This window comes from Longimonas sp. (genome assembly GCF_046498435.1).
In the GTDB taxonomy this organism is placed as follows: domain Bacteria; phylum Bacteroidota; class Rhodothermia; order Rhodothermales; family Salinibacteraceae; genus Longimonas.
The window spans coordinates 1-11,349 of sequence record NZ_JAWOAR010000321.1 but is presented as its reverse complement, the minus strand read 5'-3'; the positions used below and the strand labels follow the sequence as shown (position 1 = coordinate 11,349).

The following is an 11,349-nucleotide window of genomic DNA, read 5'->3' as shown; positions in this document are numbered from 1 at the left end:
CTGTTCGTTGCATCAACACGACCCGCTACCCCGATGAGCGCGGCTTTTTTCGGGAGGTGTGGCGCGCCTCGCGGTACCAAGAGGCGGGCATTGCCGGGCCGTTCGTGCAAGACAACGTGTCGCGCTCGCAACCCGGCGTGGTGCGCGCACTGCACTATCAGCATCCGCACGGGCAGGGCAAGCTCATCGACGTGTGGGCCGGGTGAATCCATGACATTGCCGTTGACATTCGGCAGGGCAGTCCCACCTTTGGGGAGCACATTGCGGTTCAGTTGGATGCGGAGGCCGGGCGCCAGGTGTACATTCCGCCCGGATTTGCGCATGGATTTGCTGTGGTGGGGGCCTCCGATGCGCTCGTGGCCTACAAATGCACTGCCGAGTATGCCCCCGACTGCGAACATACCATCCGGTGGAACGACCCGGCGCTCGGCATCGACTGGCCGGTCGAAGCACCCGTTCTGTCCGCCTCCGACCGCAACGCACCGCGGCTTGCCGATCTTTCCGAAGCAGCGCTGCCTGTGTTCGACCGCAAGTGATGCCTCCCAGGCAGTCATCCCGGCCAATCCCAAGGGCTGTCGGGAGCAGATCCGGAGCCGAGCGAAGCGACGCACGAAGTAATCTATCCTTTCCTTTGACGACACCGATCACTTTAGAATTAGCGGCTCCCGATGCAGGTGCGGCGGGGCAGAGCCCCTGAGTGGCCTCCGCCGTATCTGTTTAGCCCGCTCGTCGCATGGCTCTGTGATACTGTGAGATTAACCACAGGACCTGGCAGCGTCGCATCTATTCTGTTGTGTCTTCGCCGGGGACGCAAGCGGTACCGACAGGGGGCGGCACAGGTTACCCGGCTATGGGACAGCCCTGCGAGAGCGTGTCGTAGCATCCGGTAGCTAATCTCAGAACGCGTTGTGCTATACATGCATGTGCTGTTGACCGTGCAGAAGTGCGTGTTTATGCACCTACACGCTCATCCCAGACGGATGCCGATCACCGTCGGCAGACGATCTGGGATCCATCTCCCAATGGATGGATGCGTGCGAGACGTGAAGGCAGCCTTCAACCGGCGAATGGATCCCGGATCAGCGGCGCCAGAGGCGCCTTGTCCGGGATGACAGGGCGATGGAGAGATGTAGGCTATGCCGCCCGTGGACCCATCAAAAGATGGTTGGTATGATGCACGACAGAGATGAAAGTGGGGGCCTGGCACAGATGCCGCCGGAGATGCAAGCGATCTCCGGCTATGGGACGGCCCTGCGAGAGCGTGTCGTAGCATCCGGTAGCTAATCTCAGAACCTTACACGGCGTCCTTCCGGAGCGAACTGTTCTTACGATCCGGGCTCCACGACAATCGCCTCGACCACGTACATGCCGTTGCGCTGGTAGCGGAGCGTATCGCGCAGGTGCGGGGCCGAGGTGTCGAGCTGGATGTTGAGGGTGCTGTTCTCGGGGGTGAACAGACGCTTGTCGTCCTGCCTCCATACGCACAGCGCAATCGGATCGCCGGGGTGGAGGCCCGCGCGGCTGTCGCGGAAGAGTCCGGCCTCCCACACCGTAAGCGCCTCGCTGCCGGTGCCCGACCACGTAAGGTGCCCCACACACTGTCCGTTCGCATCAACCGCTGCAATTTCGTCGCCGGGAGACAGCGTACGTCCGTCAATGGAGATCTGAGCGTTGGCGGGAATAATGACAGTGGCGTTGCCGCTGGTGGCGTCCAGGCACGCCTCAAAGGGCGACTGGGCAGGCGCGGACCGGCTGCTTACGGTGAGAAGCAGCAGGGTCAGTACACCAAGAGATAGAGCACGCACCCAGAGCCGAAGCATGGAACGCGGGGATATTGAACGGGAGAGCGCAAACATAAGCATCCGCAATAGTAACGGAAACGAGCAGAGCAACATATCGCGAAATGGCACACCCTGCTGTCAGGGTTTGGCGCAATGTGCATGTGGGACGTGCGCAAACAACGGGCAAACAAACGAGGATGTGGCTCGTCAAACCGCACGGTTGTTTTCTGCTGATGCCCCGTGCTGCCCATGTCTGACACTGCTTCGTTTTCGCCGCCCTTGCGCGCTGCTGCTGAAACCGATGGGTGGGCGGTCGTCGAAAAACCCGCCGGGTTGCTCTCGCAGCCCGACGCCACCGGCAAGCCCAACGTGTTCGATGTGCTGAAGCATCAGTGGCGCACCGACGCGGAACGCGCCCCGTTTGTGGGGCTGGTGCACCGCCTGGATCGGCCCACCTCGGGGCTGCTCATTGTGGCGAAGCACTCGGATGCGGCCCGTGAGCTAAGCGAGCAGGTGCAGAACCGCACGATCGATAAGCACTACCTGGCGCTCGTTGAGGGCCCGATGCAGGGCGTGGGTACGATGCAAGATGCCATTGCCAAGACAGCCACCGGACCGCAGATCGTGTCGCCCGATCACCCCGAGGCCAAGGCGGCACAACTTCAGTACCAGGCGCTCCTCACCGATGACGAGCGTACGCTTGTACATGTTCAGTTGGATACCGGGCGCTCGCATCAGATTCGGCTGCAGTGTGCACAGCGCGGGCATCCGGTGGTGCACGATGGACGCTACGGGGCGTCGGTCAAGGTGCGCCGCCCGGGTATTGCGTTGCATCATTACGGACTGCGGTTTGAGGATCCGGCATCGGGTCACTTGCGCACGGTGACGATGCCGGTGCCCGACCTATGGGCCACCTGGGCGACGCCAACGCACATGGAGCGGGCCCGCCGGGTGGTGCAACAGTTTGCGGGCACGTAGCACGCCGTCATCAGGCGGGCGTTGGGTGGGGACGCTGCCAGGCCAAAGTGCTCCGTCTGCTCCGCCCACAGCCGGTCGATGAGGCGGCCTTTGGGCATTATCACGTCATCAAATGGAGCAGGAACGCTTCAAGTGTATGAAAAGAAGCGCCCTCCTGTCACCATGCTGTGGTGGAGATGGAGACGAATTTGGGCGCGTGCCGATATGGACCAATGGGCCCAAGCCTCTTTGCAAGCCAGAATTTGGCGTGGTGTGCTGCAGGTGAAGTGCGGTTACTCGATGGGCTCGGCCAGCATCTGCGTGAGCGTGTTAATGCGTTCTTGGGAAAGCAGCGGCTCAATTGCCTGAATGATGAGACTCACGCACGTAGCACGATACATAAGTGCTTCGTCGGGGACCCCGTCGCGCGCCGTCTGGCTTTGGATCTGCGTGTTCAGGAGTGTCCAATGGCACTTCATCTCCAGATACTGCACTGCCAATGCCTGTCGGATCTCGTTTACTTCCTCCAGGTCATCAAGCGTTTGCACAATGCGGTTGCGAACGCCCGACACGTAGGCTCGAATGGCCCGGCGCTGGGCTGTGGTGCCCCCGTCCCATTCACTAAGCACCGTTTTCCACTGCTCATCGAGCGGGTCTTCCAGTGCGTCGTGGATAGCGTTGTTCTGTTCCTCAACGGTCATGGTAGAGTTACTGGATGGTGGGGCAGTCACGGGCATAGCAATCAGAAAAAAGAATAAACCAACAGGTACGTGTCCAAGCGACAAGCGCCTGGACCGATATATGCTGCAAAGTCTATGAAGTGAACGGTCAAATGCTGCATGCTGATGCCGTATATACCGACTTCATTACAGTGCCCACGCTTTAGATCAGCCAAATTAGGGATGCGATAATGTCATTCCCTATTTTGTTTTTTTAAGTTAGATTGTGGGGACCCTACGTATGATGCTTTCATAATGGTTTTGGAGCAAATGGTGTCGAATGCATTGCATATACGTAGCTGCGTTCGCATCCTCCTTGTGGAGGAACCTTGCTGCGCTGTGTTCTCGTTACGGACATACACACATCGGGCAAGCGTGACCGCACCAGCGCTCCTGCGCTCTGCACGCTGACTGTCTACTCTACTAACGACCCCGAATGGCTATGGCTGAGCCGTCCGCTCCCTCCGCTTCTAACCCTTCGTACGAAGATCTTGTCGAGGCATGGAACACCATCTGTCGGTTGCTTGGGGCTGACGGCCCCGATGAGGCAATTGCCCGCATTCAGACGCTCACCAGTCAACTGGAGGCGCTGGATGAGCGCAGTGATTTGCCCGACGACCTCATTACGCTGAGTGAGTTTGAGCAGGTGCTTACCCGTCTGCATCAGCAAATTGCAGACCTGCGCGAGCGCAATGCGACCCTCGAAGCGCGCCTAAATGCTCTTACAGACGAAGAGGGACAGGTGACCGCGCCGCATGCGCTTCTCGATGCGCTCAACGTAACCACCTACGACGAGGCCGCTCATCGCATCCAAACGATGAAAGAGCGGCTTGGGACGCTGTATGAGGACCGTGAAGCCATCCGCGAGGCCGGGCACGACGATGCCGAGGGCCTCATTGAAGCGGCGAACGCCCTGCAGCGCGAGAACGAACGGCTGCGAGAAAACGCACGCAACACCAGCCCCGACACGGAAGTGCTTCAGTCGGCCTCGGCCATTCGCATGGTCCTGGGCATCTCTAACATCAAGGAAGCGGAAGACTTCGTTGATCGCCTCGACGCGTTCAGCGCATCGGTGCGCCGGGCGCTCGACCACCTGGGGATGGATGTGCCCCGCGAGCTTAACATAGACCATGCCGAAGACGTCGCGTCGTACCTGGATGTCCTTGCCAGCCAAGTCGACCGGCTGGCCGAAGCACCGCTTCCAGACGACGAGATGTTCGAGGCTGCCGAAACGCTCGATGCCATTAGCGCTACTCTGGGTATCTCCTCAGCCGCAGATGCTCGCGAGATGGAGGCTATGGTGCGCAGCCTGACCGAAGACCTTAATGATCTGGCCGAGGAGCGCGAAGTGCTGCGGGCAGAAGGGCTTACAGCCCAAGATGCTGTGTCCATGATTCACAGTATGGAAGAGCAGCTCGACGATTTGTATGTGCAGCACGATGTGAACGAACCCAACGGCACACTACCACCCGGCCTGCAAGATACGCTGGGCGTTGAATCCGTCGAGGAGGCACGTCGCATCGCCAAACGTAATAATGAGATCGATGCGCAGGTTGCCTCGCTGTACGAGGATCAGGAGCAGTTGGAGGAACTGGGTATCGAAAGCATCGAGGAAGCGGTGCATATGATTCGCAACATGAACGAACAGCTCATGGAACTCTACGAAAATGTGGAGGCCCGCGCTGCTGCCGATGCCTCGATTCCAGATACGCAACAAGACACGTTCCAGCAATTGGAGGCGCTCTATACCCGGCAAGAAAAGCTCCAATCCGAGCTCGGCGTTTCGGATCCGGATGCCATCATCCAGATGGTTGAAGACATGAACGCACAGCTCGAAACGATCTACGAAGACTACGATGCGTCCCTTCAGTCCGCGACCAAAGAAGCCTCCGATGCAGATCCGGATGCCGAAGATCTGGACAATGAAGACCTGGACGATGCTGAGCGATTTGAGGCGCTCATCGACAGCATGGTTCAGCAACTTGAAGCGCTCTATAGCGAAAAGGAAACCCTCTCCGACGAAGGATTCGATTCCGCTGAAGAAGCCACAACACGCATCCAACACCTCCGCGACGAGATCGAAGCACTCCGCACCCAGGCGGCCGAGCCCTCTCTCGGGAAGGCCAACGTGGACCCTGATATGGTCCGCGAGTGGGTCACGCTGAAAGAGGAGTTGGGCATCGAGGAACCCTATGAGATTCGCACGCTCATCGCCTCTGCTCCTGCCGAAACCGAAGCTCCAGCGCCGGAGTCCCCTACCGAGGATGTTCCTACCGAAGCTGCCGATCATGCGTCCCCCAATGACGGCCCTTCCAAGGAAGCCTCTCTCAAGGAAGCTTCCCCCGATACCGAATGGCACGCCGCTCCGGCGCTTGCTGATGCAGAGTTCCGGGCTACCTTGCCGACTATGGATGCTGATGCCCGCAACGACCTCGATCTGGCTGCAATCCAGCTCGACAACGAAGGGCGCCTCCTCACGCTAAACGATGCGGCGTACGCGCTGCCTCTCTTTGACCGCTTGCGTTCAAAGGAAGACGCCAACGAAGCACACTTTTTCTTCGACCTGGCCCCCAGCGCGGCCACCGATGCGTTCTACGGACGCTTCCACACAGGCATTGAACAGGAGCGGCTCGATGCGCGCTTTCCGCATCTGTTCAGCGCCCCTTCGCATCCGCCGTTCGTTGCGCTCGTGCACCTGTACTACGACTCGACTTCGGGCACTGCCTGGATCTTGCTTCGCACCGCCTGAACGCGTATGTCGTCTTCCACCCATTCGATGGCCCCGTCCTTGCTGCCCACTCCACTGCCATGAGTGACTCTTCAACCTCCGACTTATTCTCGTATCTGAAAGAGCAGTCCAGCCGCTCGTCATCGTCAGAGCTTCACTCCACCACAGCCCCCGCATCGTCCGATGAAGACGTAAGCGAGTCTCCGGAAACGGAAGACGCTGCGTCCGACGACGCTGCCGAAGCTGAATCCGATCTCTCGTTTGAGGATCCCATGGTTGGTGAGCAACTGCGCAATGCCTCTGAAGAGGCGCTCAACAACGCCCACTTCGGTATCATCCAGCTCGATGATGACGGCACCGTGCAGTTTTACAACACCTACGAGTCAAATCTGAGCGGTGTTGACCCAGAAGAGGCCCTCGGGCAAAACTTTTTCAATGAGCTTGCCCCATGCAGCAACAACCGCGTGTTTTACGGGCGTTTCCGTGATGGCCTGAAGCAGGGCGAGATGGATGAGTACTTCACGTACACATTCACCTATAAAATGCGTCCTACCCTGGTGGATGTGCACCTCTATCGCGACGATGCCGGTGCCAACTGGATTATGGTGCGCAAGCGGTAACCGCTTTCCAGAGCCCGCTATCGTTCGACTTCTTTGACTCACAGTTTGGTAGGTGGATGCAGGTTGCAGTGCTCGGAGGCGGCATTTCGGGCATCACCACCGCGCTGCTGCTTCGCGCGTATGGCTACTCGACAACCCTCGTCACCGCCGCCCGCGCCGACATGCATTACGGCGCCGACTGGCCGCGTCTGGCCAGCCACTACCCGGCGGCGTCGGTTATTCCGCATGCGGTACGCATTGCAAACCCGACCCGCCACACGCGCTGGAGCCAGGCTTGCTTCGACGTGTTCACCGACCTCCCGCACTGGGGCGTACGCATTCAGCGCCACGCCGAACTTTTTGAATCGCCTCCCGACCTGCCGGCGTACCTCGACGCGCTGCGCCACCTCACGCTTCTTCCGACTGACGGACGCGGTGCTCCTGGCCTGCCGCGTCGGTCTCAGGCCAACGCTCTCTTCGGGTGGACATTCAACATGACGTTTGTGGATGCTCCGCGCTACGTACGCCAGTTGTACACCTTGTACCAAACCGCGGGGGGCACAATCCAGCGAATGCACATCACACCCGACAACCGCTCAGCGTTACCGGGCAATGTGTGGGTCAACTGTTTAGGGGCGGGCGCTCCTCGTGTCTTTACAGACGAGGCCCCCGCCACATTTCTGCATGGGCATCTGCTGCACATCGATCCGCCCGTTTCATGGGCTGCCTGGGCAGATTCGGCAGCGGTGCAGTCGTACAACTACGCGCCTTCACCGGCGTGCTACCCCTCGCACATTGAAGATGTACCCGGCGGGTTGTACTTCTACCCGCGCGCTGCCACCTGGATTGTGGGCGGAACGAAGCACCCTGCGCATCGCCACGGTGGGTATATGACCCCGCTGCGTGGCCCGACCCGACATGTGCATGGCGTAGCACTTCCCAAGGCCATGTGGTCTACCAATGCCCACCTCATTGAGCAACTCACGGGCACTGACTTTCGGAGCGCCCCCATGCGTGTTGTTAGCGGACTCCGGTACGTGCGTGCGCCCGAGGGCGAAGGGGTGCGTTTGGGCTGGGATGCCTCGCCTGAGCGTCCTACGGTGCATAATTACGGCCATGGCGGGGCAGGCGTTACGCTGTCGTGGAGCTGCGCGCTACAGGTTGTGCACGAAATTGCACAGCGCATTACGCCCCGACACTCGCCCTCACCATGCGCTCCGCTTCCCGCCCTGCATGACACAGCCACCCACCTTCTTGACACGTGTTTTACGCAAGAGACGGACGGATAACTTTCTCTGCCTTTCCCAACGTGAACAGTGCCCCACCGGCTCTCATGAGTTTCATGATTGCTGACTGTTAAATCATTTGCAAATCGGCATGCCTTTTGTTAAAATCTTTAGGTGAATATGTGTATCATCCATCAATACACTCTTGCTCCCCACAGATAGCGCATCAACAGCACGAAGATGCCTCCAACGGCCCGCTTGTGCATGTAAATGCGTTGATTCAAGAGTGATTGTGTCGATTTTCCCCACCTGCACACGCCCCTAATCCCCATGGAAAACGCCATTGACCGCGCCATTCGCTGGCTGGCCCTGGCCGCCGGACTTGTAAGCCTTATTGTTTATACCATTTTTTACATGCTGTAAATGATGGGGATGTCTTTGTAGCCTGTGCTGATCAGCCTTTACGGACGGATGGGGACTGTTCGCCCCCAGAGAACTCTTGTCAGGAGCGCTCCCGCATAGGCTGGAGCCCTACCCAATCGTTGCCTCTTTGCGCCTGGCTGAACCGCTGCCTGATCGGGTCGTACGGGATACGCATGTATTTTTCCTACGACCACTTACCTTCATGAGCACGCTTCTCGTTGTAGGCGACCGAGTCCTCATTCAACCGCGCCAGGGTGAACAGAAAACCGACTCGGGACTGCTCTTACCCGCCACGGTGTCTGCCCAGGAAGAGGTAAAGGGCGGGCGCATCATGAAAACTGGACCGGGCTACCTCACCCCAAATCCCGAGTATTCGGAGAGCGAGACCTGGAAGCAGAACGAACGCCCCATCCGCTACCTGCCGCTACAGGCTGAGGTCGGCGATTATGCGTTTTTTATGCGCGAAAAAGCCACCGAAATCCGCTTCGAGGGCACCGATTATCTCATTGTGCCCCACGCCGCCATCCTCGCGCTCGTCCGCGATACGCCCGAAGAGGGCCGCTCCGAAACCACCGTCGACGAACTCCTCGATGACGAATAGCCGCTCACCGATCACGTCGTGCCCTGTGTCCACCACGGGCCCTCGCTAACTGGCGCGGGGCGGTCGGGCGTGTCTGCCGAGGCTTGCCCGTTCGTAGATGTGTTCGATGGACGCGGCGGGCCCGGATCGCCCTTCGGAAGGTCGGTGAGGTACGCGAGATGTGCCAGGTAGCGCCGAACCGAAAGCGACGGCTGCTCTTCCTGGCGCGCGTTCGTGCGGCGGCGCTCGGCCTCGTACACGCGGATCTTCTCGCGCACGCGGGCGGCCTCGGTCTCGATGCGCTCTACCCGGCGCGTAATGTAGCGCTGTAAGCGACGTTCCTCGGCAGGCGAGAGTTCGTCCGGCAGCGCGTCGGCGTATGTCTGCACCAGACTGCTACGCCACATGTTGATGCGCGCCTTCGTGGTGTCGCGGATGCGCCGCACCTTGGACAGTGCTTCGGGCGTGGCTTCGTATGCGGTGCGGATGTTGTTCGCTTTCAGGCGCACCACATCGCGGTGCTTCACGCCGTCGACTGCGCCGACTTCGCCAATGAAGTGGTGCTTCAGCTTGTTGTAGAGGGCTTCGTCTTGCACTTCCTCCAGCCGTTCGGCGCGGCGCTCCTCTACGGATGACTTCACCTCGGTCTTTTGCTCAGCAAGGGTTTCCAGTTCCCGCTCCATCGTCTCAATGAGAGCGGTGTGGCGGTCGGCTTCGTGCTGCAGGCGGCGCTGGCGGCGTACAATCGGATGGGCGCGGTACTGGTACGCTACCCCGGCGGCCCATCCGACAGCAACGACAGTGCCCAGTCCAACCCCCACCAGCACGTTTACCGTCCACCCGAGAATTGCTGCCAGCACGAGACCTGCTATCAGAAACGGAAGGGCGAACGTAGCCCAAGGGGTGCGCGGGGCTGTGCGTGCGGTGGTGCGTGCTGCGCGTCGGGTGGAGGCTAACTCCTCACGCGAACGAGCGGGGACCTCGGCGGTGCCGTCGCGGACCTGTGCAAGCGTGGGCACCTGCTCGGGCGATTGGTAGCAGGCGGTTTCGAGATGGGATACCAATGGGGCGATGGCCTCCGTATCCCCCAAAACCTGAACAAGCGGGGACTGCTCGGGCTCGTAGAAGTCGCTGTCGCGAAAGAGCAGGTTTTCGCCGGTGTCGAAGCGGTCCCAGAGGGCGGGGCGCACGCGGGTGGCCTGGATGGCGGTGTAGATGACGAGTCCGGCAAAGCGGTCGAGCGCGGGGCCGAAATCGCGTTCGGTGCGGTCGGGGTGCTGGTAGTTGCGATGCCCCACCTCGGGACTTGGGCGTCCGTCAAGTGCAGGCACGTACATGGTGTCGTAGTCAACCAGACGAAGCGCCGGACCGCTGTCGGTTTCGACCACGAGGATGTTGCCGTGCTGCAAGTCGCCATGCGCAATCTGGCGCGCCTCCAGATCCGCAAGCAAGTCGGCCCAGGCAGTGGCCAGGGCCTGGAGCGCATCGGGATCGTCGCGGTGCGTGCGAATCCACGTGTTTAGCGCGGTGCCCTCGACCCACTCCATTTTGAGCAGCGGGTATGCCTCGCCTTCTATGCGAATGCCCGGCTGCTGGTAGTCGAAGGTGACGAGCGCGGGCAGGTCGTGCTCGGACAGGTGCGCGGCAATGGCCTCGTAGCGCGCCTGCTGGTCGGGCACATCCGTCAGGAAACACTTGGCGGCCCAGCGCTGGTTGTGGGCATCGGTCATGGGAAAGACCACCGCGAACGCCCCGCTGATGGGCTGCGGCAGTCCCAGCACGTTGGTGCGCGGGGTGGCCTGCTGCAAGGTGGCATCCAGAAATGCGGACTCGGGAAACTGCACGGCTTCCTGGTAGGCGCTGGGTGTGGGGTAGCTGGCCATAGGCTACGGTTGGGCGGAGATCGTGAGGCGGAGCACGGTGGTGTCGTCGTTGCGGAGGCGGTTCTGCGTGCGGGCGGTGTGCACGGCTTCGCGGAACGCACTGGGCGTCCACGTGAGCGCCGCTTCAACGCCTGCGTCTATGAGCCAGGCGGCTGCGGCATCGGTTGCAAGCAGAAACACATCGCCCGGCTGCCAGGTGCCGCGTGTGGTGTGCACCGTGGGCGTGTGGCTGGGCTGGGTGGATACGAGGTCGGGCCGGTGGTCGAAGGCATCGGCCTGCATATTCGGCCACGCAGCCTGGAGCGTGCGGTTTCGGATGTGGAAGAGCACGCAGTCGCCCACACGGGCCGCCTGCCAGTCGCCATTTGCGGTACATTGGAGGTGGAGATACGTGGCGTGGGCGCCTTGTTCGGTCTTAGCGGCCACGTACCAGGGCTGCGCCTGCACCTTGGG

Annotated in this window: 8 protein-coding genes and 2 pseudogenes; 6 read left to right on the top strand and 4 right to left on the bottom strand. The window is 60.6% G+C overall.

Features of this window, described 5'->3' with window-relative positions; all coding sequences use genetic code 11:
- Positions 1 to 11: 11 nt before the first annotated feature.
- Positions 12 to 536 (top strand): annotated as a pseudogene (gene rfbC, locus R6U20_RS12375) (dTDP-4-dehydrorhamnose 3,5-epimerase).
- Between the two features lie 789 nt (positions 537 to 1,325).
- Here rfbC and R6U20_RS12370 read toward each other — a convergent pair.
- Positions 1,326 to 1,805, bottom strand: coding sequence for a hypothetical protein (locus tag R6U20_RS12370; RefSeq protein WP_410338160.1), 480 nt, complete (start codon positions 1,803 to 1,805; stop codon positions 1,326 to 1,328).
- A gap of 225 nt (positions 1,806 to 2,030) precedes the next feature.
- Between R6U20_RS12370 and R6U20_RS12365 the strand changes: the two genes are divergently transcribed.
- Positions 2,031 to 2,759 (top strand): RluA family pseudouridine synthase, encoded by a 729-nt coding sequence (locus tag R6U20_RS12365; RefSeq protein ID WP_410338159.1) that lies wholly within the window; start codon positions 2,031 to 2,033, stop codon positions 2,757 to 2,759.
- Positions 2,760 to 3,031: 272 nt separating this feature from the next.
- Here the strand turns inward: R6U20_RS12365 and R6U20_RS12360 are convergent, their stop codons facing one another.
- Complete coding sequence (locus R6U20_RS12360; protein WP_410338158.1) at positions 3,032 to 3,475, bottom strand: hypothetical protein; 444 nt, start codon at positions 3,473 to 3,475, stop codon at positions 3,032 to 3,034.
- Positions 3,476 to 3,899: 424 nt separating this feature from the next.
- Between R6U20_RS12360 and R6U20_RS12355 the strand changes: the two genes are divergently transcribed.
- The 4 genes from R6U20_RS12355 to R6U20_RS12340 all read left to right on the top strand — a co-directional run bounded on the left by R6U20_RS12355 (position 3,900) and on the right by R6U20_RS12340 (position 9,034).
- On the top strand, positions 3,900 to 6,206 hold the full coding sequence (locus R6U20_RS12355; protein WP_410338157.1) for a hypothetical protein: 2,307 nt from the start codon (positions 3,900 to 3,902) through the stop codon (positions 6,204 to 6,206).
- A 59-nt stretch (positions 6,207 to 6,265) separates the two neighbouring features.
- Positions 6,266 to 6,805: a PAS domain-containing protein gene (locus R6U20_RS12350; RefSeq protein WP_410338156.1), complete on the top strand. Its 540-nt coding sequence runs from the start codon at positions 6,266 to 6,268 to the stop codon at positions 6,803 to 6,805.
- 56 nt (positions 6,806 to 6,861) lie between these two features.
- Entirely contained in the window at positions 6,862 to 8,073 is a 1,212-nt protein-coding gene (locus R6U20_RS12345; protein ID WP_410338155.1) for an FAD-dependent oxidoreductase, read from the top strand.
- Between the two features lie 562 nt (positions 8,074 to 8,635).
- On the top strand, positions 8,636 to 9,034 hold the full coding sequence (locus R6U20_RS12340; protein ID WP_410338154.1) for a co-chaperone GroES: 399 nt from the start codon (positions 8,636 to 8,638) through the stop codon (positions 9,032 to 9,034).
- A gap of 11 nt (positions 9,035 to 9,045) precedes the next feature.
- Here R6U20_RS12340 and R6U20_RS12335 read toward each other — a convergent pair whose 3' ends face one another.
- Together R6U20_RS12335 and R6U20_RS12330 are read right to left on the bottom strand one after the other, a co-directional pair.
- Positions 9,046 to 10,896: a hypothetical protein gene (locus R6U20_RS12335; RefSeq protein WP_410338153.1), complete on the bottom strand. Its 1,851-nt coding sequence runs from the start codon at positions 10,894 to 10,896 to the stop codon at positions 9,046 to 9,048.
- A gap of 3 nt (positions 10,897 to 10,899) precedes the next feature.
- Positions 10,900 to 11,349, bottom strand: a pseudogene (locus R6U20_RS12330) (hypothetical protein); the annotation flags it as partial.

What these genes read in the sequence shown, in the direction of transcription:
- R6U20_RS12335 (WP_410338153.1), bottom strand. Translation starts at nt 10,896, where the DNA reads ATGGCCAGCTACCCCACACCCAGCGCCTACCAGGAAGCCGTGCAGTTT.
- R6U20_RS12360 (WP_410338158.1), bottom strand. Translation starts at nt 3,475, where the DNA reads ATGCCCGTGACTGCCCCACCATCCAGTAACTCTACCATGACCGTTGAG.
- R6U20_RS12340 (WP_410338154.1), top strand. Translation starts at nt 8,636, where the DNA reads ATGAGCACGCTTCTCGTTGTAGGCGACCGAGTCCTCATTCAACCGCGC.
- R6U20_RS12345 (WP_410338155.1), top strand. Translation starts at nt 6,862, where the DNA reads ATGCAGGTTGCAGTGCTCGGAGGCGGCATTTCGGGCATCACCACCGCG.
- R6U20_RS12355 (WP_410338157.1), top strand. Translation starts at nt 3,900, where the DNA reads ATGGCTGAGCCGTCCGCTCCCTCCGCTTCTAACCCTTCGTACGAAGAT.
- R6U20_RS12365 (WP_410338159.1), top strand. Translation starts at nt 2,031, where the DNA reads ATGTCTGACACTGCTTCGTTTTCGCCGCCCTTGCGCGCTGCTGCTGAA.
- R6U20_RS12350 (WP_410338156.1), top strand. Translation starts at nt 6,266, where the DNA reads ATGAGTGACTCTTCAACCTCCGACTTATTCTCGTATCTGAAAGAGCAG.